This window comes from Enterococcus sp. AZ088 (assembly GCF_051714845.1).
Taxonomy (GTDB): Bacteria; Bacillota; Bacilli; order Lactobacillales; family Enterococcaceae; genus Enterococcus; species Enterococcus faecalis.
Window position 1 is genome coordinate 2,202,724 of sequence record NZ_JBIOSQ010000001.1, and the last position, 20,486, is coordinate 2,223,209.

Annotated in this window: 19 protein-coding genes and 1 other annotated feature; of the genes, 6 read left to right on the plus strand and 13 right to left on the minus strand. The window is 37.6% G+C overall.

The annotated features are described in order from the left end of the window. Positions 1-105 precede the first annotated feature (105 nt). Positions 106-1,476, plus strand: a complete 1,371-nt coding sequence (gene rlmD / locus IGL17_RS10575; RefSeq protein WP_016618099.1) for a 23S rRNA (uracil(1939)-C(5))-methyltransferase RlmD — start codon at positions 106-108, stop codon at positions 1,474-1,476. 71 nt (positions 1,477-1,547) lie between these two features. Here the strand turns inward: rlmD and IGL17_RS10580 are convergent, their stop codons facing one another. The 3 genes from IGL17_RS10580 to IGL17_RS10590 form a co-directional block, all read right to left on the minus strand. Further along, the gene (locus IGL17_RS10580; RefSeq protein WP_002356434.1) at positions 1,548-1,796 is read right to left on the minus strand and encodes a GlsB/YeaQ/YmgE family stress response membrane protein; all 249 of its coding nucleotides are present in this window, start codon (positions 1,794-1,796) and stop codon (positions 1,548-1,550) included. Positions 1,797-1,975: 179 nt separating this feature from the next. After that, positions 1,976-5,098, minus strand: coding sequence for a beta-galactosidase subunit alpha (gene ebgA, locus IGL17_RS10585; RefSeq protein WP_016618098.1), 3,123 nt, complete (start codon positions 5,096-5,098; stop codon positions 1,976-1,978). Next, complete coding sequence (locus tag IGL17_RS10590; RefSeq protein ID WP_002359464.1) at positions 5,031-6,530, minus strand: amino acid permease; 1,500 nt, start codon at positions 6,528-6,530, stop codon at positions 5,031-5,033. The genes ebgA and IGL17_RS10590 overlap by 68 nt, the downstream gene beginning before the upstream one ends. Before the next feature lie 148 nt (positions 6,531-6,678). Here IGL17_RS10590 and IGL17_RS10595 point away from each other — a divergent pair, with 148 nt between their 5' ends. Further along, on the plus strand, positions 6,679-7,509 hold the full coding sequence (locus tag IGL17_RS10595) for an AraC family transcriptional regulator (protein WP_002356429.1): 831 nt from the start codon (positions 6,679-6,681) through the stop codon (positions 7,507-7,509). A gap of 318 nt (positions 7,510-7,827) precedes the next feature. Further along, the gene (locus IGL17_RS10600; RefSeq protein ID WP_016618097.1) at positions 7,828-8,700 is read left to right on the plus strand and encodes an LPXTG cell wall anchor domain-containing protein; all 873 of its coding nucleotides are present in this window, start codon (positions 7,828-7,830) and stop codon (positions 8,698-8,700) included. A gap of 249 nt (positions 8,701-8,949) precedes the next feature. Here IGL17_RS10600 and rplL read toward each other — a convergent pair whose 3' ends face one another. The 6 genes from rplL to lsa(A) all read right to left on the minus strand — a co-directional run bounded on the left by rplL (position 8,950) and on the right by lsa(A) (position 13,045). Then, on the minus strand, positions 8,950-9,318 hold the full coding sequence (gene rplL, locus IGL17_RS10605) for a 50S ribosomal protein L7/L12 (RefSeq protein ID WP_002356427.1): 369 nt from the start codon (positions 9,316-9,318) through the stop codon (positions 8,950-8,952). A gap of 62 nt (positions 9,319-9,380) precedes the next feature. Then, positions 9,381-9,881 (minus strand): 50S ribosomal protein L10, encoded by a 501-nt coding sequence (gene rplJ / locus IGL17_RS10610; protein ID WP_010821795.1) that lies wholly within the window; start codon positions 9,879-9,881, stop codon positions 9,381-9,383. Continuing rightward, positions 9,882-10,073 carry a hypothetical protein gene (locus IGL17_RS10615; protein ID WP_033594421.1) on the minus strand — a complete coding sequence of 64 codons (192 nt, stop codon included), beginning with the start codon at positions 10,071-10,073 and terminating at the stop codon, positions 9,882-9,884. It abuts the gene before it with no gap. Then, positions 10,011-10,140: a sequence feature (ribosomal protein L10 leader region), on the minus strand. (Overlaps the previous gene by 63 nt.) Positions 10,141-10,202: 62 nt before the next feature. Continuing rightward, positions 10,203-10,892, minus strand: a complete 690-nt coding sequence (gene rplA / locus IGL17_RS10620; RefSeq protein WP_002356425.1) for a 50S ribosomal protein L1 — start codon at positions 10,890-10,892, stop codon at positions 10,203-10,205. A 111-nt stretch (positions 10,893-11,003) separates the two neighbouring features. Beyond that, complete coding sequence (gene rplK, locus IGL17_RS10625; RefSeq protein WP_002356424.1) at positions 11,004-11,426, minus strand: 50S ribosomal protein L11; 423 nt, start codon at positions 11,424-11,426, stop codon at positions 11,004-11,006. A gap of 122 nt (positions 11,427-11,548) precedes the next feature. After that, positions 11,549-13,045: an ABC-F type ribosomal protection protein Lsa(A) gene (lsa(A), locus tag IGL17_RS10630; protein WP_016618095.1), complete on the minus strand. Its 1,497-nt coding sequence runs from the start codon at positions 13,043-13,045 to the stop codon at positions 11,549-11,551. Between the two features lie 375 nt (positions 13,046-13,420). On the opposite strand from lsa(A), the gene sdaAB reads away from it, so the two are divergent. Beyond that, positions 13,421-14,089, plus strand: coding sequence for an L-serine ammonia-lyase, iron-sulfur-dependent subunit beta (gene sdaAB, locus IGL17_RS10635; protein WP_002414070.1), 669 nt, complete (start codon positions 13,421-13,423; stop codon positions 14,087-14,089). Between the two features lie 22 nt (positions 14,090-14,111). Continuing rightward, positions 14,112-14,984 carry an L-serine ammonia-lyase, iron-sulfur-dependent, subunit alpha gene (gene sdaAA / locus IGL17_RS10640; RefSeq protein ID WP_002362308.1) on the plus strand — a complete coding sequence of 291 codons (873 nt, stop codon included), beginning with the start codon at positions 14,112-14,114 and terminating at the stop codon, positions 14,982-14,984. 64 nt (positions 14,985-15,048) lie between these two features. On the opposite strand, the gene IGL17_RS10645 is transcribed toward sdaAA, so the two are convergent. From IGL17_RS10645 to IGL17_RS10655, 3 genes are read right to left on the minus strand one after another with little or no spacing between them, the layout of a single operon-like run. Continuing rightward, entirely contained in the window at positions 15,049-15,894 is an 846-nt protein-coding gene (locus IGL17_RS10645; protein WP_016618094.1) for a M55 family metallopeptidase, read from the minus strand. Continuing rightward, positions 15,891-16,994, minus strand: coding sequence for a M42 family metallopeptidase (locus IGL17_RS10650; protein WP_025193392.1), 1,104 nt, complete (start codon positions 16,992-16,994; stop codon positions 15,891-15,893). Before IGL17_RS10650 ends, IGL17_RS10645 begins: the two co-directional genes overlap by 4 nt. A gap of 13 nt (positions 16,995-17,007) precedes the next feature. Beyond that, complete coding sequence (locus IGL17_RS10655; RefSeq protein WP_002362312.1) at positions 17,008-18,636, minus strand: peptide ABC transporter substrate-binding protein; 1,629 nt, start codon at positions 18,634-18,636, stop codon at positions 17,008-17,010. 77 nt (positions 18,637-18,713) lie between these two features. Between IGL17_RS10655 and IGL17_RS10660 the strand changes: the two genes are divergently transcribed. Then, the gene (locus IGL17_RS10660) at positions 18,714-19,436 is read left to right on the plus strand and encodes a MurR/RpiR family transcriptional regulator (protein WP_002356415.1); all 723 of its coding nucleotides are present in this window, start codon (positions 18,714-18,716) and stop codon (positions 19,434-19,436) included. A 92-nt stretch (positions 19,437-19,528) separates the two neighbouring features. Here IGL17_RS10660 and IGL17_RS10665 read toward each other — a convergent pair whose 3' ends face one another. Then, complete coding sequence (locus tag IGL17_RS10665; protein WP_016618092.1) at positions 19,529-20,416, minus strand: alpha/beta hydrolase; 888 nt, start codon at positions 20,414-20,416, stop codon at positions 19,529-19,531. Positions 20,417-20,486 lie beyond the last annotated feature (70 nt).

The window sequence follows — 20,486 nt, forward strand, 5'->3', positions numbered from 1 at the left end:
AACATATATTCTACTATACCATAGAATCCTTGGAAGCCAAATAAATAAAAATGTGCTAAAATGGGAGGAAGTGAAAAATGTGAGATGACTAAAGGATGAAAGAATATGACCCAACAACTAGTAAAAAAAGGCCAACAAATTTCTTTAAAAATTAAACGATTAGGAATTAATGGCGAAGGTATCGGCTATTATAAAAAATTAATTATTTTCGTTCCTGGGGCGCTACCGAAAGAAGAAGTGACTGCCACGATCACAAATGTTACACCAAAATTTGCTGAAGGAACCCTTCAATCTGTCAAAAAAGCTGCTAAAGATCGCGTGGTCCCTCCTTGTCCTGTCTATGAAACATGTGGCGGCTGCCAACTACAACATTTAGCCTACAAAGCACAATTAGACTTTAAAAAAGATTTATTAAAGCAGGCGCTTAACAAATTTAAACCAGCCAATTATCAAAACTATGAACTACGAAAAACAATTGGGATGGAGAATCCTTGGAATTATCGAAATAAAGCCCAATTCCAATTACGCCAAATCGATGGCCAAGTAGAAGCTGGTCTCTATCAAGCTGATTCACATCAATTAGTACCGATTGATAACTGTTTGGTCCAACAGCCTGCGACAACCAAGGTGATGAATACATTAGTTGATTTATTGAATGACTTTCAATTACCAATTTATGATGAACGTAAAAATAGTGGTATCTTTCGAACATTAATGGTTCGAGTGGGCATCCAAACTGGCGAAGTCCAAGTAGTGTTCATTACACAATCGCAGAAATTTCCACAAAAAGAAAAAATGGTTCGCGCAATTAATGAACAATTACCAGAAGTTGTTTCTATTATGCAAAATGTCCAAAATAAAAAAACCTCTCTAGTAATGGGTGATGATACCATTCACTTATGGGGCAAAGAAAGCATTGAAGAACACATTAACGACGTTGTCTTTGATTTATCGCCGCGAGCATTTTTCCAATTGAATCCAGAACAAACGGAAATTTTATATAATGAAGGAATCAAGGCCTTAGATTTACAACCAAATGAAACTGTTGTTGATGCTTATTGTGGCGTCGGGACCATTGGCTTAAGTTTAGCGAAACAAGCGTATCAAGTTCGTGGTATGGATACCATTCCCGCCGCAATTGACGATGCTAGATTCAATGCAAAACGACTTGGTGTTACGAACACACATTATGCTGTTGGAACAGCTGAAGACTTATTACCTAAATGGTTCAAAGAAGGCTTTAAACCTGATGCCATTGTAGTTGATCCCCCACGGACTGGTTTGGATCGTAAATTATTAACGGCCCTTTTGAAACAACCACCTAAGAAAATGGTGTATATTTCTTGTAATGTATCCACGTTAGCACGTGATTTAGTTCAATTAGCCAAAGTATATCAAGTAGACTATTTACAATCTGTTGATATGTTTCCACAAACCGCTCGTTGTGAAGTTGTCGTAAAATTAACGAGAAAATAAAAAAAGGCACCAAGTTTCACGAAATTCGTGAGACTTGGTGCCTTTAACTAATTAAACAATTATTTACTTAATTAGCTATTTTTTCGTCCGAAGAAGAATGAAACCACAGCAACTAAAATTACTGCCCCAATAATTGATGGCACAATTGCCATACCTGCTACGTGAGGACCCCAGCTACCTAAGATTTTTTCTCCGATAAATGAACCAACTAAACCGGCAACGATATTCGCAATCCAACCCATTGATTGACCTTTGCTTGTAAGCGCGCCAGCGATAGCACCGATAACAGCACCAACGATTAAAACCCATAAAGTATGCATAAAATAATTCCTCCTAAATGCTTTATCTAGCGAATAATTCGCTATGTTACTATTATGGACTACTTTTATTAGATAACAAAATAGTTTGCTTGTTTCCATGAAAAAAAGCAATAATTTCTGATAATTTCATTAAAAAAACTCAGAACAGGAGACCGAAGTGCACTGTTCTGAGCTTTTATTTAAGAAATTGTTGGTCGTTTTACTCGTTCATGTGCGACATCCGCTGCTTGAATCTCTTTATTATTAAAAGGTGTTAAGCGGAATGCCAATTGGAATTCTTCAAACGTAGTCCGGTATTTTTCTAATTGCCACTGGCCACAAGAGTAGCTACCTAGGGCGTTTTGTTTGTAATCGATATTTAAAACAACATACTCACTTTCTTGTAATTCATTGGTATGCTTAGCAACATCTAGCGCTTGTTCTTCAAAATAAGAAACACTAAAATTATATGAATCAGCCGCTGTTGCTACTACCCCTTGGCCGCGATCATCCGTGAATGCGGACCATTTAGTCGCCATGTGGTTACCATTGGCTTGTGGAACAACATAATTAGTGAACATTTCCGCCACTGTAGCATCATAAACGCCAAGTAAACCAGCTTCTTGTGAATCTACATAGTTTTCTCTCGGCCCTTTACCGAAATATTTTACTTCTGATAGAGACTTGTCTAAATGGAGAGTCACACCCAAACGTGGTAACATATCTGGCGCATTTTCAATTTTACCAGCAGGACTACCTTTTAAGTCGAAGAAAATTTCGCCATTTGGTGCAATTAAATACTGATAGGTACATTGATAATGCCAAGCACTGTTAGTCGTTCCGTTAATTGTTTTTACGATGACTTGGATAAAATCATCAACTTTTTTCCACTCAAAAGAACGGACAATTTCATGCTCTAAATGTAAGAAATATTTCTTCTTCATTTCATCAATAATTTCCATATCATTACTGATCGGTGCCCGCCAAAATGTAAATTTCGGCCCTTTATGCAATAATTTTTTACCATCTCGTGTCACATTCGTTAAGGCACCCTTCACTTTATCAAAATTAATTGAAAAGTTTGGTCCTTCAATGTATAAATGAGGGCCAATTTCCTTTGCCATTAGCGAGCCAACTGGTGTGATCTCAATCCCTGGTGTTGCAATTGGCAATTCAAACTGTGCGGTAGCTAATTCATGACCAGCAGATGCATAGGCAGTCGTTTCTTTCAATTGATATGAAAGAGTTAAATAATAGGCGGCTCCTGCCTTTTTAGGAAAATCTAAATGATAAGGTAAGTGCAGTCTTCCTTCTTCTCTAGCAGCAATTGCTGGCACTGCTACTGTCCCTGATTGAATCACTGTTTGATCTTCAGTAATTGTATAAACCAGCTTAAAGATAGCCAAGTTTTCAAAGTCAAACCGACTCAATAATGAGAATTCACCTGACAGAACGTCAATAGCGCTAGTTGTAATGGGTTCAATGACTTTTTTGTATTCATACAAGCTAGGAGATGGCGTACGGTCAGGCATCAACATCCCATCAATACAAAAATCTTTGTTACTTGGATCATCGCCGAAATCGCCGCCATAACGATAATAAACTTCACCATTATCTGTTACAGATTCAATGCCATGGTCAAACCATTCCCAAATAAAGCCACCTTGTAATTTATCATGAGCATAAAATAGCTCTTGGTATTCTTTTAAATTCCCAGGGCCATTCCCCATCGCATGACAATATTCACATAAAATATGCGGTTTTTTTGAATTTTCAATAATCGTATTCATCAGTAATTCTCTAGTTGGGTGTTCCAACCACGTATACATTGTAGAATAGACATCCGTGACCTCTGCCTCAAAATCACCTTCATAATGAACCAAACGTGTTGGATCCATTTCTTTGGCAATACGGGCCATTTCAATAAAGTTATGACCAAACGCAGATTCATTTCCTAACGACCAAAAGAGAATTGATGGATGGTTTTTATCCCGTTGAATCATCCGTACCATCCGAGAAACATAAGCCGTTTCCCATTCTGGATCGTTGCTAATCCAATCATATTCTCCGGTTAATTCAAAGCCATGACATTCCAAATCAGTTTCATCAATCACATACATTCCATATTCATCGCATAAATCATAGAAATAAGCAGATGCTGGATAATGACTGGTTCGAATGGCATTAATATTAAATTGTTTCATTAAACGAATATCTTTTTCAATTTCTTCACGACTAACCACTCGACCATTTTTCGGATTATAATCATGACGATTCATTCCTTTTAGTTTAATGGCCACACCGTTGACTAAGAAAGTCTCACCAGATACATGAATATTTCTGAAACCAACTTTTTGCGGAATAACTTCGACGACTTCCCCTTCAGAAAAAACAGTGATAAATAGTTGATACAAGTATGGTTTTTCAGCTGACCAAGCAGTGACAGACGGTAAACTTGCTGAAAATTCAACCGTACCTTGATTTCCTGCGACAGTCTCTTTAAGAACCGTTTTTCCCTGCTGATCCATCAACTCCAATTGAACTTGTTGTCCTTTGTCTTGCCAAAATTTACCCGTAATTGCCAAGTGGCCATTTTGATACGAATCATCTAAATCGGAAATAATAAAGAAATCTTCCAGCCCATTTTCTGGTACACCGAGTAATTCAACATCACGAAAAATACCACTTAACCACCACATATCTTGATCCTCTAAATACGTACCATCTGACCATTGATAGACTCGCACCGTTAAATCATTTTTTTCACCAATTTTAGCGTAAGGCGTAATGTCAAATTCTGCTTCATTTCGTGCACCTTTACTGTAGCCAACTTCATGGCCGTTCACCCAAACATGATAAGCTGAATCTACGCCACAAAAACGTAAAATGATTTTTTTATCGTGAAATGTTTCATCTATAGCAAATGTCCGTTTGTAAATACCTGTTGGGTTTTCAGTTGGTACATACGGCGGATTAATGGGAAAATTGTACCATAAATCAGAGTAATGCATTTTGCCATATCCTTGGACTTGCCAATTTCCAGGAACAGCGATTTGATCCATTTGGCTTGTATCAAAGTCCGTCGCAAAAAAGTTTTCTGGGCTGTATTCTGGCGCTTCTAAAAAGAGAAAATGCCAGCATCCGTTTAAATTTTTGTATGCTTGTGTATATTTATTTTCATTTAATAACGCTGTTTCTTTCGAAGGAAAGCTCGAAAAATGTGCTCGTCCAGGCAACCGATTGATACTATCTACTTTATAATTTTCCCAAGTCTTCATAATCCATTTCTCCTTTACCAACTTCATTTTTTTCTTTTGTTTCATATCGTTTCCAACAAATCCAAGCAAAGCCCATAAAGACAATTAACCCAATAATGTTATACGCCAACATGCCCAGTGGACTAGCGGTTCCTTTCGGTAACGTGCCATTGATTTCTTCCATGATTAATTTTGGATCCGGCACAGTTGACATAAAGAATACAAAGATAAAAATGGCTAATAAGAAAATTCCCGCAATTAAGCCAAAGGTTCGATTACCAAAGCGGAAACTTCTCGGCATTGTTTCTTTTTTCCAACGAAGCCCAATATAGGCGATTAACAAAAACAAGACAGGCACTAATGACGTAGAAGCTGTCATATTAATTAACGTTTCTAAAAAGCTATCCATATTTCCAATTCCTAATGCTGGAATGGCAACTAAAATCGTCACAATAATTCCTTGAACTAACAAAGCATTGGTTGGATTTCCCTCTTCGTTGGTTTTCACTAGCCACTTACCGAAGACCCCATCAGGAATTTCTGAGAAAAATACTTTAACTGGTGCTGCCGTCCACAGAGCCAAAGAACCAAGACTTCCGACAAATAAGATAATTCCTACTAAGCGCACCATCATTGCTGCGGGAATATGGAAATACGTACCTAAAATTTTAAAGATATCAAAAATACCATTTGAAAAATTTCCTTTTAAGACGTCCGTTGGCACTACCAAACCTACAGCAACGGCACCAAGAATATACATGATACCGACCGCAATCGTTGCACCAATCATCGTGCGGACAAACGTTTTATTGCCGCCTTTAACATCCTTAATATATACACCGATACTTTCACCACCGCCAACAGCTTGTAAAATCCACGCCATCGTCATGAAAAAAGTCCAATTAAAAGTTGGCATAATTGACGTCGTGGTAAACTCTTGTGCTGGCTCATTGCCAAAACCAAACACGACGACAAAGGCTAAAACCACAAAAGCTACGCCCATAAATAAACGAGCACCACCCGCTAAGCTAGTCACTTTCGAAATCCACGAAACCCCTTTAATACAAACCCATGTCATTAACCAAAATAACAGGATAGAAATCACTGCAATTATTTTAGTACTATGGTTTCCTTGAAAAACGTTTTGACCTAAAAAAGCGTATGAACCATAAATCAATGTATTCGGTAGTAATGAACAGAAGAAAAACAAGTTGACAAAGAAATATGACCAAGCGCCTAAAAATGCCCATTTAGGTCCTAACACAGATTCCAACCAACTGTGAACACCTGATTCATTTTCAGAATTAGCAGAAGCAAATTCTGCAATCATTAGAATAAATGGTAAAAAGTAAAAAATAGAGCCGAATAAATAGCCTGGAATAGTTGCTAGGCCAATCTGAATACTGTTGTTAACAATGCTGGGAAAGGCAAAAACCGCTGAAAAAGTCATGAGCATCAATGCGACAGAACCTAATCGTTCCCGTGAATGTGTTGCCATTTTACTACATCCTCTCTTTATCAAATTAATTAGTACTCACACATTGTAAAACGCTTACAGTTTTTTAAAAATAAAAAATGTTGCCTATTTCTTGTAAAGATGTTGACTTTTAGAAAGCCTTTACATACTCTTATAAAGAGGTGATAGCATGCAAAATGTTTTTACAAATAATGTCAGCATCCTGATTAATGATCAACCTATTAGCCAAGAATTTCATCTTTATGAAGCTGGCTATGAAAAATGCCGTCCGACAAAACCAACTGAGTTTGCCCCCATTAATTATTGGGTTTTGCATTATTGTAGCGATGGTGAAGGCTATTTTTCAACACCCTTTATGGAAAAACAACACATTACCGCTGGCGATTTGTTTATGATTCCAGCCAATTGTCGCAATATTTATTATCCTAATCGGCAAAATCCTTGGACCTATCATTGGGTCGGTTTTGTTGGAGATCTTTCGTCTCAGTATTTAGAAAAAATAGGCCTGACTACCGAAAATTGTATTTTAAAAGGAACTGTTGATAAGAAATTAGAAAGTTTATTTAAAAATATTTACCAAGAAGCGAAGAAACATAATCATTTTGGCAGTTTAAGTGAAAGCTTTCAATTGTTGAATTATCTAGAGCATCATTCCGTTACACAGCACGAAAACCAAAGCCAACAATTATTTAACCAAATTAAAATGGCTATTCACGAAAATTTTTCAAACAATCTTTCAATTAGTCAATTAGCTTCCGAGTATAACATTGATCGTAGCTATTTATTTAAGCTGTTTCAGCGTTATGAACAAACAAATCCTAGTATTTATGTACAAAACTTAAAATTGCAAAAAGCCTGTTCTCTGTTAAGAAAAAGTTCCTTAACCATCACGGAAATCAGTTTTGAAGCAGGTTTTTCTTCACCTTCTTATTTTTCAAAATTTTTCTTCCAGAAAAAAGAGATGACACCTCGACAATATCGTCAACAGTTTTTGACTTAAAATAAATTGTCATTATTCTTAAATCTGTATTTTTATCCTTTTAAAAGATTGACAAGTTTTCGTTATGCAGCATACTTGTCAATCTTTTATATAATGACTAATTTACTCGAAACTACCATTAAGCGAATACAGTACTTCTATAACCAACACCTTTGAAATATTTTGACACTAATGTAGTGCTCTCTATGGATCGTTTTTTTGATAGATTAACAGTTTAAAATTTATATTTTTTATCACCTAGTATATATTCTTAAGCTTTTCTTAATATTTAATTGTTACAAAAATATTTCAAAAATGTTACAATAGGTAACGAAAGGAATGATTAAAATGAAAAAAATGTTTTTAGGACTCTTTTGTTTTGTTTCGATTACCACACTATCAGTTTCTAATGTATGGGCAGAAGATTCGGCTAATGAAGCTTCTGTGGAAAAGTCAACAGTTACTTCTTTAACTCAAGAAACTTCAGCAACAACAATTAATGCTTCAACTGATTCAACAGCACTTACAGCTGAAAGCGAGGAACTTCCATCGCTTCGTCAAACACTTCTTAATTACGTAGGTATGTATGGTTTAACAGAAACCTTGATAAATCGTTTATCTGATGACGAACTGGACTACGCAAAAAAAGTTTCGTTTCATTTTGTAAACCAAGACATCAGTGGAACAGCGAGAATGATTACTAAATTATATGGTGAGAAACCTATCCCTGAGGACTCCTACTCTACAGATTACTCAACATTAACGATTGATGACTTAAAAAATTATTTACCTCAAATTCGACTTTCGTTAATTTATGTATATGATTTAAATAGTGATGTTGTAAATAATTTAAGCGATCAAACACTCATCGATTTAATTAATCAAGTCAAGGTAGACTACGCTAACCAAAATTATCCATCTGATGTTCGTGGCGATTATGGTTTAGCATCAATGGCAGATAAAATAAAAGCAAACGATTATACGTCAATTAATCAAAGTGCTGAAAGTGTTTCTTCGGATACTACTAATACAGAATCTACATTACAAACAACTACAAGCAGTTCGAAGAAAGCTACTACATCAAGTTCAACTGAGCACAAAAAGGGGATATTTCCCAGTACTGGCGAAAAAAAATCAGTTTTATTTACCATCATTGGAATCATCTTACTATCTTTAGTTAGTATATTCATTATAAAAAATAAAAAGAAATAGACCTACTATTCAATCATTATTTAAATAATTTGCTTTTTATCAAATAATATTGGTAACGAGAACTTATAGAAATTATCAAATCCAGAGGTTAAGATCCTCTGGATTTTCTCTTTAGCTAGGAATGCTTATCTTTATTAAACGAAAAGATTATTTTGACAATCAATTCACTAACTTTACCACCATTTAAAAACTTAATAAAAAAGAACCCTTGCCACACAAGGGTTCTCGAACATTCAAAAGTTGAATGAATTATTTTACTGTTACTGAAGCGCCAACTTCTTCTAAAGCAGCTTTTAAAGCTTCTGCTTCTTCTTTAGAAACAGCTTCTTTAACTGGTGCAGGAGCGCCATCAACTACAGCTTTAGCTTCTTTCAAGCCTAAGCCAGTTGCTTCACGAACTGCTTTGATAACTTTAACTTTTTGATCGCCAGCTGCTGTTAATTCAACAGTGAATTCAGTTTGTTCTTCTGCTGCTCCACCTGCTGCTGGTCCAGCTACTGCTACAGGAGCTGCTGCTGATACGTCAAATTTTTCTTCGATAGCTTTAACTAATTCGCTTAGTTCTAAGATAGTTGCTGTTTCTAACTCAGCAACGATGTTTTCAATGTTTAATGCCATTTTGAATTTCCTCCATTTAAATTAAAATTGTTTGTTTTTTATTTGTTTGAATTAGACTGCAATTAAGCAACTTCTTCGTTTTTCTCTGCCACTGCTTTGACAGCGTAAGCCACGTTGCGGACTGGCGCTTGTAATACAGATAATAGCATAGATAGTAAACCTTCGCGGTTTGGTAGTTTTGCCAACGCAGTAATTTGTTCCACTGAAGAAACTTTTCCTTCGATGACGCCACCTTTGATTTCTAATGCTTTTGCATCTTTAGCAAATTCGTCGATGATTTTAGCTGGTGCTACTACATCGTCGTTGCTGAATGCGACAGCAGTTGGGCCTGTAAAGACTTCGTCTAAGCCGTCTAAACCAACTTTTTTAGCTGCACGAGAAAGGATTGAGTTTTTGATGACTTTCATTTCTACGCCTGCTTCACGTAATTGTTTACGTAAGTTAGTGACTTCTTCAACTGTTAAACCACGGTAGTCCACGATTACAACTGATGCTGCTGATTCAAATTTCTCAGCGGCTGCTTGAACTAGGGTTTCTTTTTTAGCGATTGCTGCTTCACTCATTTATTTCACCTCCTGATTTTGATGGTGGAGTTGGACTTGGTTTACGATATGTAAAGTAGAAGAATCAAATGAAACTTCGCTCACTTCGTTCGCCAAGTATTGTTTTACATCGGCTTTTTTCAAAAAGTCGTGTAAAACAACAAAACTCCATGCCACCGTAGACATAGAGGGACCGAATTGTATATAACTCAACAATTGTCCTCGGTAGGAAATTAAGACTTGCGTCACCTACTGTCTTCGGTACAGTTAATTATTAACCTCACTCACTTTACCATAGGGTAAGTGAGTGAGTCAAGAATTTTTTAATTATTTTCTTTCAAATTAGAAAGAAGCTTGGTCAACGTGGATTCCAGGTCCAAATGTTGTTGTTACTGAAATGTTTTTGATGTATTGACCTTTAGCAGTTGATGGTTTAGCTTTCAATAATACGTCGTTAATTGTGTTGAAGTTTTCAACCAATTTTTCGTTATCAAATGAAACTTTACCGATTGGTACATGGATGTTACCAGCTTTGTCAACGCGGTAAGTTACTTTACCAGCTTTAACTTCTTCAACAGCTTTTGTAACGTCCATTGTTACAGTACCAGTTTTAGGGTTTGGCATTAAACCTTTTGGTCCTAAGACACGGCCTAATTTACCAACTGTAGCCATCATGTCAGGAGTCGCAACAACTACGTCAAAGTCGAACCATCCACCTTGGATTTTTGCAACCATGTCGTCGTCGCCTACGAAATCTGCACCAGCAGCTTCAGCTTCTTTAGCTTTTTCGCCTTTAGCGAATACTAAAACAGTTTGTGTTTTACCAGTTCCGTTTGGAAGCACAACTGCTCCACGGATTTGTTGGTCTGCTTTTTTAGGGTCAACGTTCAATTTGTAAGCAACTTCAACTGTTGCGTCAAATTTCGCGATGTTTGTATCTTTTGCTAAAGCTACTGCTTCTTCAACTGAGTAAGCTTTTGTAGCATCAACTTTTTTCAATGCTTCTTGCATTTTTTTGCTCTTTTTAGCCATTTTGTTTCCTCCTTGATTGTGGTTATAACGGTTGTACCTCCCACGTCTTTCATATCTTTAAATATGAAACGAACTGAGAAGCTACTTCTTTGAGTAAGTGTGGAATAAAAATTATTCTACGATGATACCCATGCTTCGTGCAGTTCCTGCAACCATGCGCATTGCTGCTTCAACGTCAGCGGCGTTTAGGTCTGCCATTTTAAGTTCAGCGATTTCTTTCACTTGATCGCTTGAAACTGTTGCAACTTTAGTTTTGTTTGGTTCACCTGAACCTTTTTCGATTTTTGCAGCTTTTTTCAATAAGACTGCAGCAGGTGGTGTTTTAGTAATGAATGTAAATGAACGATCTTCATATACAGAGATTACTACTGGAATAATCAAGCCTGCTTGGTCAGCTGTACGAGCATTGAATTCTTTAGTGAATCCCATGATGTTGATACCTGCTTGACCTAACGCTGGACCTACTGGTGGAGCTGGTGTTGCTTTCCCCGCAGGAATTTGTAATTTAACGATTTTTTCTACTTTTTTAGCCACGAAAATACCTCCTTAAGTTCTCGTGCGTGGTTAATGGGGTTGAGATTTCCCCTCCCACTCAACGTACATTTAAAACATACCCTATTACTATACAGGATTCCCTTTACTTTTTCAAGATGTTTTTATGATTTCAAGGCAATTTTTTTATCCGTTATTTTCTTCATGAAATGCGCATCATGCTCAATCACTAGCATTGCAGGCTTCACAGATAAGATTAGCGCTTCTAATTGTTGATGATTAAACACATCCAAGTAATTAAGGGGTTCATCCCAAATATAAAGTTCAGCTGATTGAGACAATGATTTGGCTACTTCGACTTTTTTCCGTTGCCCCATACTCATTTGTTCAATTCGGTTAGTGAAAACGGCACGCTCCATCCCAAGTTTTCGTAAGTTATTTAAAAATTGGGTGTAATCTAACTGATTTTTCTCTGCAAATTCGGATAAAGTTCCTTGATTGTCTTCATAATCTTGGCGCACATAAGAAATGGTTAATTGGTGAGCCAAAGTGGCTTCGCCTTCTGAATCCCCGGAAAAATTATCCAATAAATACTGAATTAAGCTCGATTTTCCTGAGCCATTTTTTCCTGTTATTCCGACAATTTCTCCCGCGTTTATTGAAAAAGAAATTGGCGCAAATAGCCAATTTTTCTCGTAGCCTAGACGAAGCTCTTCCACCGACAATAATGTTTTGTGATGCGTTGGCTGATAATCCATTGACAAAGGATCAATATACTCAAGATCTTTTAATAGTTTTTCTTTTTCTGCTAATTGTGTTTCGGCGCGTTGTTGAATGTGTTTCGAACGCTTCATTACGCGGGCTGCCCGGGCACCAATGGCTCCTGTATCAAAAATCGCCCCGCTCCCTTTTTCCTTAGCGTTGCCGTACTTATCACCTTCACGGTTCAGCGACCATTCCGCTTTTTTACGAGCGGTTTCTTTCAAGCGATTGACTTCTTTTTTGATTTTTTCATTTTCTGCTAGTTCAAAAGCATCTCTTAATTTTTTTTGTTCTTCATAAATAGAAAAATTCCCTTGGTACAGTGTCAATTGACTTTTTTCAATCGCCAAAATATGATCAACCACTTCATCAACAAATGCCCGATCGTGGCTGACTAAAATAAACCCGTGTTTCTTTTTCTTCAAATATTCAGCCACTTGTTGTCTGCCAGCTAGATCTAAATGATTTGTTGGCTCATCAATTAAAGGAAAGGCATTTTCTTCAATAAAAAGAAGACCTAATAAAACTTTCGTCTTTTCGCCGCCTGATAAAGAAGAAAAGGGCCGCCATAAAACTTCAGGATCAACGTTTAAAAGCGTTAATTCTCGTTCTAATTCCCACTGTTCAAAAGAAGTCACATCTTGTAAGACATAATAAGTCAGCTGTTGTTCTTCCGCAACTGTTTGTGGAAAATAGACGAAATCGACTTGATGAAGAATCTCTCCTTGGTAATCCAACTGCTTTTGTAACAATCTTAATAAGGTTGTTTTCCCACGGCCATTGCGTCCAATCAATCCTAATTTCCAATTGGTATCCATCGTGATATTTGCCTGATCAAAAAGCAACGCTTCTTGATTATCATAGGCAAAAGATAGTTGTTTTAGTTCAATTTTCGACATAAATATACCTCCATAAAGCAAAATTGATGCAGCTTTACGGAAATCAGCGGCATCAATCCAAGGTATACAAAAAGACCCGTGGCTGAATTCTTTAAGCTAATTTCCGAAAATCCGCACACTCCACCCGTTATATTCAGGCAAAGTTATACAGTTTCTCTAAAAAATTAACTTAAATTTTCAACGCACGAATCCCTCTTTTCGTCTTTTATTATCTAGAATTTAGCATCTCTTCACTGATTTGTCAACGAAGGCCCCTTGCTTTCATTCTGATAAAAATTTAAATTATTCGCTAAAACACAAGCGATTGCCTAGTTCCCCGCCATTTTTTGTGTTAGACTTCCAATGAAAACATATTCTAATGAAGAAGGTGCTGAAATGGAAGAGTTACGCTTTAATAGTGTTTTTGATATTATCGGACCCGTTATGATTGGTCCAAGCAGTTCTCATACAGCTGGAGCGGCAAGAATTGGAAAAGTGGTTCGCAGTATTTTTGGACAGCAACCTGATAGCGTTGACATTTATTTATATGAGTCTTTTGCTAAAACTTATCGTGGTCACGGAACAGATATCGCCTTAGTTGGCGGCCTTTTAGGTATGGAACCAGATGATGAGCAACTAGCCAATTCTTTGGAAATTGCTTATGAACAAGGAATGGAAGTTTGTTTTATTCCTAAAAGTGAAAAAGCAGACCACCCTAATTCCGTTAAAATTGTGGTTTCTTCTGGCGACCGAAAACTATCTGTGACAGGAATTTCAATTGGTGGTGGAAACATTCAAATTTCTGAATTAAATGGCTTCAAATTGTCTTTAAGTATGGGCACGCCAACATTTATCGTTGTTCATCAAGATGTTCCTGGCATGATTGCTAAGGTGACCAACATCCTTTCAGCTAGCGATATCAATATTAGTACAATGACCGTTACCCGAGAATCTAAAGGGGAAAAAGCGATTATGATTATTGAAGTTGATCAAGCCGAAGTCGGTGACATTGTCATGCAATTAGCTGAAATCCCTCATATATATAGCGTTAACTATTTTGACTAAATGAACGTAAAGGAGTAATACGATGTTTTATTCAATTGAAGATTTGGTAGCTCAAGCGAAAGATTACCCTTCTGTGAGCGAATTAATGATTGCAACAGAAATGGCTCATGGCGGGTATTCTCGTGAACGAATTATTGAAACAATGGAAAAAAATCTAGCCGTTATGAAACAATCCGTCGCTGAAGGAATCGCTGGTGTTACCTCAGTAACAGGGCTAACTGGTGGCGATGCAACCCGCTTAAATGATTACATACATTCAGGCAACTTTTTAAGCGGTGAGACCATTTTACAAGCCGTGCGAAATGCGATTGCTGTTAATGAGGTTAATGCAAAAATGGGCTTGATTTGTGCTACACCAACCGCAGGCAGTGCCGGAGTAGTTTCTGGCGTCTTGTTGGCAGTTATTGATCGCTTAAAGTTAACGCATCAGCAACAATTGGATTTTCTATTTACAGCTGGGGCTTTTGGCTTAGTGATTGCCAATAATGCCTCAATCAGTGGTGCCGAAGGTGGTTGTCAAGCTGAAGTCGGTTCTGCTAGTGCAATGGCAAGTGCCGCTTTAGTTGCGGCTTCTGGCGGTACGCCTGATCAATCTGCTCAAGCTGTGGCCATTACGATAAAAAATATGATGGGCCTCATTTGTGATCCTGTTGCGGGACTTGTTGAAGTCCCTTGCGTGAAGCGAAATGCATTAGGTTCTTCTCAAGCCTTCATCTCAGCTGACATGGCTTTAGCGGGGATTCGAAGTGTCATTCCACCAGATGAAGTCATCCACGCAATGTACCAAGTGGGTCGCCAAATGCCACAAATTTTCAAGGAAACCGCTGAAGGCGGTCTTGCGGTGACACCAACTGCACAACGTTTAAGCAAAGAAATTCTAGAGAAACAAAAATAGAAATAACTATAGCAAGAAGCTTACAGAAAAAAACGTCCATTCGTTTTTTCCGTAAGCTTCTTCTTTAATCACTTGTTCCGCCTAAACCAACCACAGCGACAATTCCATTCATGACATCTTTCATCGTTTCACCTACAAATGAAACGGTTCTACCATCAATGCGTTTAATCATTGGTAACATTTCAATACGATCTGCTTGTGCTGTCGTCACACATTGCAATTTTACAGTTGCAGGTGTTTGCAAGGCATATCGGGGTAATTCAGACAACGCAAAGGAAGTTAACACCTGACTTGTAGTTGCTACGATAGCTTCCCGAACTTGTTGCATGGGTCTATTTTTGATTGCATAACGTCCCAGAGATTCTTTGGTGGAAACAAAGGGAACTTTGGACATCATTTTTTCTTGAAAAAGTTGTTCCTCTAAGCCTGATTCACCGATAATTAAACCAACAGGGACACCTAATTCGCTAGCGTAAGCTGCATTAATTGTCGTTTCATTCATCGCTAAGTCGTTTATTTTTAAATCATAAGCAACACTAGCGCTATACCCATGATCCATATTCCCTTTTTGTTTGCCAATACCGGCATGATAACCTAAGAAAAAGACTACATCATAGCTACTATCCAAGCCACTCATCATATAATCCATGCGAGGAAAGCCGCTCACTAAGGAAATTCGTTCATCCATTTCTGCCAAGCGCGCATAAGCTAAATTCAATCCACGGCTATGCGAATCGGCAATAGTAATTTCTGTAATTTGTTCATTTTTGGCACTCTTTTGAATCCCTTCAATCAACCAAGCCACATGTTGGTGATATAATTCTCGGAATAAAACGGTGTCTTCTTTTTCCATATCAAATGTCGCAATACCTGCTAATCCTTCAATATCGCATGACACATAAATCTTCATTTGTTCCACTCCTTTGACAATGGCTGAACCAGTGCTTGAATTTTGTCGGCGTCTAAATTTTTGATTAATTGAATGACTAATTCTTTCGCCGCTTGGTAATCTTGAAAGTCCACATAGCAATGGGGTGTGTGAGCGTAACGGACAGGAATTCCTACAACAATCGTCGGGGCTCCTTGAACTTGTGTAATCGCCATGCCATTGGTTCCACCACCACTTCGAACAGAAACTTGAACAGGAATTTTGTGTATTTTAGCAATCTCTAGTGCATACTCTTGAAATTCCGGATTCGTAATCATAGAAACATCAAAATAGCGTAACATCGGTCCTTTTCCCATTGCTGATTGAATCATCTCTGGCGCTTCTGCCGTATCATCAGCCGGGCAGCCTTCGAAAACAATAGCTAAATCAGGATTGACTTGCTTTGCGGCAATAAGTGCTCCTCTTTCGCCAACTTCTTCTTGTGCAGTTACTGTCGCAACTAACTTGAATGGAAGTGTCTCTTCTTTCAACTCCTCCATGACGTCCACTAAGCAAGCACAGCCAATGCGACAATCAAAAGCTTTTCCTAAAAAAAGATCTGTCTGTTCGTTGTAACAACACGTCACATCTGGAATGACCGGTGCACCAAGATCGATTTTGTACGTTTCAATTACTTCTTCTTTTGAGGTAGCACCAATGTCGATCGTCAAATCAGCAATGGTTAATGGCCGCTGACGTTCCTCTGGTGTCATAAAATGAGGGGGCCGACTAGTAACTACGCCTGGCAGATAGGTGCCTTCCCGGTTACGAATCCGAACTTTTTGTGCAGAAATCGTATTAGGGACCCAGCCACCTAACGGAAGAAAACGCAACAAGCCGTTTTCTTTAATTGCTTGAATCATAAAACCCACTTCGTCACTATGGGCATCAAAAAGCACAACTGGACCTTCACTTAGATTATTTTTCTTCTCAAGATATAAATTTTTAATGGCATCTAGCCGTTGAATAGTAAAATCCGCAGTTGCATGTTGAAGGATTCTAACGACTTCTGTTTCAAAGCCTGAAACACCATTAGCATTTGAAAGTTCCTGAATTAATTGAACAGCTTGACTTTTTTTCATTTTTTCCCAACCTTTACTTATCACTGATAGAGACTGATTTGTAATAGCCTGAACCTAATGGACCATAGACTAAATTTTGGACAGAATCGTCCACTAAGCGTGCTTCTGTTAATTGATAAAGAGGAACTAGGGGTGCTTCTTCCGCAACCAATTGATCCGCTTTTTGTAATGTTTTCCAACGTTCTTCATATTTGTTTGCATAAGTTACGTTTGCTTCTTGAAGCAACTGATCAAAGGTCTTATTAGACCATTTACCAAAATTATTGGAATTTTTTGATTGCAGTAAGTTTAAGAAATCGATTGGATCAGCATATACTGGCGTCCAGCCACCAACCACAATGTCGAAATCTCCGCTGCGACTTTTTTCTAAACGATTATTAAAAGGAACTGGTGAAACATTGACTGTTAAATTTTCTAAATTATCTGCTAAAGCTCCTTGAACATACTCACTGATTTTTTTAGCATTTTCTGTATCCGAACTTAAAATCGTTAGCTCCGCTTTTTCAATTCCTAATTCTTTTTTAGCCGTTTGCCATAACTCTTTCGCTTTTTCTGGTTCACTAGGATTTAAATCTCCTAATTCCTCTGCAAAATCTTTTTGCGTTTCTTGATTAGTGAAACCTGTTGGCACGAAGCCAAGTGCTTTTTTTGAGCCATCATTTAAAACATTTTTAGCTAAACGCTCAGAATTCAATGATAATGCTATTGCTCGACGTGCATTCTTATTTGCCAAAAGATCTTTTTGCGTATTTAATTGGATATAATACGTTCCAGGAATTTCACGAATTTTCAAAGCTGCATTGCCTTGTTCTTGTGCAACAATTTCTCCAGAAATTTTTACAACATCTAATTCTTTCCCTTCGAAAAGATTTTTCCCAGTATTGACTTCTTTAACTACTTGGACATCCACCTTATCTAGCGAAACATTCGCTTGATCCCAATAATTTTTATTCTTCACATAGGACCAAGTATTATTCGTGCCATCCCAACCTTCTAATGTGAAGGCGCCATTGTAAAGTGTTGACTCAGCTGATGTACCATAGTTTTTGCCCGTTTTTTCGACAAATGCTTCATTTAAAGGATAAAAAGCTGGTACCGCCAATAATTGTTGAAAATAACTCATAGGATAGCTTAGCTCTACTTCCAAGGTATGGTCATCAATGGCTGTTACTCCTAACTCTTCTTTAGATTTGCCACCGTCAACAATAGCACGATAATTTTTTAGCCCTTCAAAGTAATACGCTTGCGGGGAAGCTGTTTTTGGGTCCACTGTGCGCTTCCAAGAGTATTCAAAATCATTGGCTGTGATTGGCTCGCCGTTACTCCATTTTGCATCTTTTCGAATCGTAAAAGTATAGCTTAAACCATCATTGGAGGGCTGTACTTTTTCAGTTGCCAATGCTGGTTTCGCTTCTCCTTTTTCGTCAAAGGAGAAAAGTCCCTCCCCTACTTGGCTCATTACATCTGCTGCTGTATTATCCATTGCCAACGACACGTCTGCCGTTGATAATTCCGAATCAATCCCGACCCGTAATACCTGTTGTTCTTGCTTTTTGGTTTCTTTCCCAACACTTCCACAGCCCGAGAGAAGTAAAACCATGATTGCTGTCAAAGACAGCCTTTGCTTTGTTGCCCTTTTCATAAAAACACCTCATTTTTTTATTTTTTGATACCTTTTTCCCACAAAATTATTTATAATCTGATAAAGGAGGTTTGCTCATGAACTTAGATTACTTAAAAGAAACGTATCATTTAACAAAAACAGAAAGTCAGATTTTGTATTATTTGGATCAACAAAGTACGAACGCGGCCGATTTGAGTATTCGAGAAGTTGCCAAACACTGCTTTTCTTCGCCTAGTTCCATCATTCGTTTAGCCAAAAAATTAAATTTATCAGGTTATAATGAACTTATTTACAAATTAAAAGAAGCCCATTTTTCTCAGCCAATCCCTTTTGAAACAGCGCCTTCATTTGAAACAACCAACGAGTTTTGTCAACTGCTTGCCAAACACAAAAGTCATTTATTTGTTATTTTAGGTCATGACTTTTCACGACATTTGGCGGCTTACATTAGTGAAGTTTTCAATTTTCATGGCATCCCCAGTATCACAACAGCCCATACTCATTCGATAAATAGTCAAAATAATCAGAATTTTCTTTTTATCATCCTTTCACATTCTGGTGAAGAAAAATACTTAAAAGAAACAGCTCTGCTTGCGAAAGAGAAAAAACATCCTATCATTTCTTTTGTTGGCGCCAAAAATTCAACTCTTGGTCGACTGGCAGATCTCGTTTTTTCAACTGACTCTTACAGCCCGTTTTCAACAAGTGTCGCTCAGCCACAAATGTTTTTTGGCCAAACATTAATCACCTTTGAAGCCTTGATTTGTGCTTATTTAAATCATGAGGATTCCATTCCAATATCTCCTAAAAATAAATAATTTTATTTATTATAGCTGAAAAAAGCTATTTCGCTAGCCAAAGTATAGAAAAAGGCACATGTTCCATTTTTTATGGAACATGTGCCTTTTTGCTATTTTTTACTCGGCCATAGAAATTCGATTAGCAATTGATCTACTTCAGGATTTTCATGTAATTGACTATGTTGTGCATTTTCTCCTTTAATAATCTGGCTAGTGACTTGAGTTCCTCGCTGTCTTAGCAAGGCGTTGACTGCTAAGGCACTAGATAACGGCACCGTTCCATCACTTAAATCTGTTGCACTTAATTGACCACCAATTAATAAAATGGGCAGTTTTTCTGGAACAACATTAATCATCTCTTGATAATCCAAATAGCGGCTACTTTTTTCTGTGGGGCCGTTTTCTAGTTCCGTTTCGATGGTTTGGTGTTGACTCGTATCAATAAAATCATTGAAAGGTGCTCCAATGCTGACGAATTTTTCGATTTTAGGTAACGATGCGTCTTGCCCATAGGTTCCTAAATAACGTAAACCACTAACACCACCCATAGAGTGTCCGACAATATTGGCTTTGTTCACTTGATAATTTTTTTGTAAATAGAGTAATGTATTTTTTATCCATTCTGTTTGATTCCATTCATTGTTTTTATTATCTTCAAATAGAACTTGAACACTGGGATTCGTCGCTTTGCCACTTAAATCTCCTCGCTCTTTAACCACGGTCCCATCAGGTTTAACGAGTAGCACTAATTCTTGAGTTGTGGCACCTTGTTTCTCCAAGCGATGAAGTAACGAGCCAAACGAATTTTTAGTTCCCGCGTAACCATGAAAAAAGAGCGTTGGTGTTGTTGTGCGGTTTAACTCAACGGTTGCTTCTTTTGTGGGGGCTTGGTTGTCATTCTTCGTGGTTGCCCCAATTTGGCAAGCACTTAATAATAGAACAAGACCCATTAGCAAAGAAAAATAACGATATTTTTTGGCCTGTTTCATTTTTTTCATTCCTTTCTGCGATGAACTAAAAAAGGGCTTGGAAAAGAAGTCAGTTGACTGCTTTTCCAGACCCTACAAT

Excerpts from the sequence above, each read along its gene's own strand:
- ebgA (WP_016618098.1), bottom strand. The coding sequence starts at position 5,098 with ATGAAACAAAAGAAAAAAATGAAGTTGGTAAAGGAGAAATGGATTATG.
- IGL17_RS10600 (WP_016618097.1), top strand. The coding sequence starts at position 7,828 with ATGATTAAAATGAAAAAAATGTTTTTAGGACTCTTTTGTTTTGTTTCG.
- rplA (WP_002356425.1), bottom strand. The coding sequence starts at position 10,892 with ATGGCTAAAAAGAGCAAAAAAATGCAAGAAGCATTGAAAAAAGTTGAT.
- rlmD (WP_016618099.1), top strand. The coding sequence starts at position 106 with ATGACCCAACAACTAGTAAAAAAAGGCCAACAAATTTCTTTAAAAATT.
- sdaAB (WP_002414070.1), top strand. The coding sequence starts at position 13,421 with ATGGAAGAGTTACGCTTTAATAGTGTTTTTGATATTATCGGACCCGTT.
- rplJ (WP_010821795.1), bottom strand. The coding sequence starts at position 9,881 with ATGAGTGAAGCAGCAATCGCTAAAAAAGAAACCCTAGTTCAAGCAGCC.
- IGL17_RS10655 (WP_002362312.1), bottom strand. The coding sequence starts at position 18,636 with ATGAAAAGGGCAACAAAGCAAAGGCTGTCTTTGACAGCAATCATGGTT.
- IGL17_RS10665 (WP_016618092.1), bottom strand. The coding sequence starts at position 20,416 with ATGAAAAAAATGAAACAGGCCAAAAAATATCGTTATTTTTCTTTGCTA.
- IGL17_RS10580 (WP_002356434.1), bottom strand. The coding sequence starts at position 1,796 with ATGCATACTTTATGGGTTTTAATCGTTGGTGCTGTTATCGGTGCTATC.
- IGL17_RS10590 (WP_002359464.1), bottom strand. The coding sequence starts at position 6,530 with ATGGCAACACATTCACGGGAACGATTAGGTTCTGTCGCATTGATGCTC.
- IGL17_RS10595 (WP_002356429.1), top strand. The coding sequence starts at position 6,679 with ATGCAAAATGTTTTTACAAATAATGTCAGCATCCTGATTAATGATCAA.
- rplL (WP_002356427.1), bottom strand. The coding sequence starts at position 9,318 with ATGGCATTAAACATTGAAAACATCGTTGCTGAGTTAGAAACAGCAACT.
- IGL17_RS10645 (WP_016618094.1), bottom strand. The coding sequence starts at position 15,894 with ATGAAGATTTATGTGTCATGCGATATTGAAGGATTAGCAGGTATTGCG.
- sdaAA (WP_002362308.1), top strand. The coding sequence starts at position 14,112 with ATGTTTTATTCAATTGAAGATTTGGTAGCTCAAGCGAAAGATTACCCT.
- IGL17_RS10660 (WP_002356415.1), top strand. The coding sequence starts at position 18,714 with ATGAACTTAGATTACTTAAAAGAAACGTATCATTTAACAAAAACAGAA.
- IGL17_RS10650 (WP_025193392.1), bottom strand. The coding sequence starts at position 16,994 with ATGAAAAAAAGTCAAGCTGTTCAATTAATTCAGGAACTTTCAAATGCT.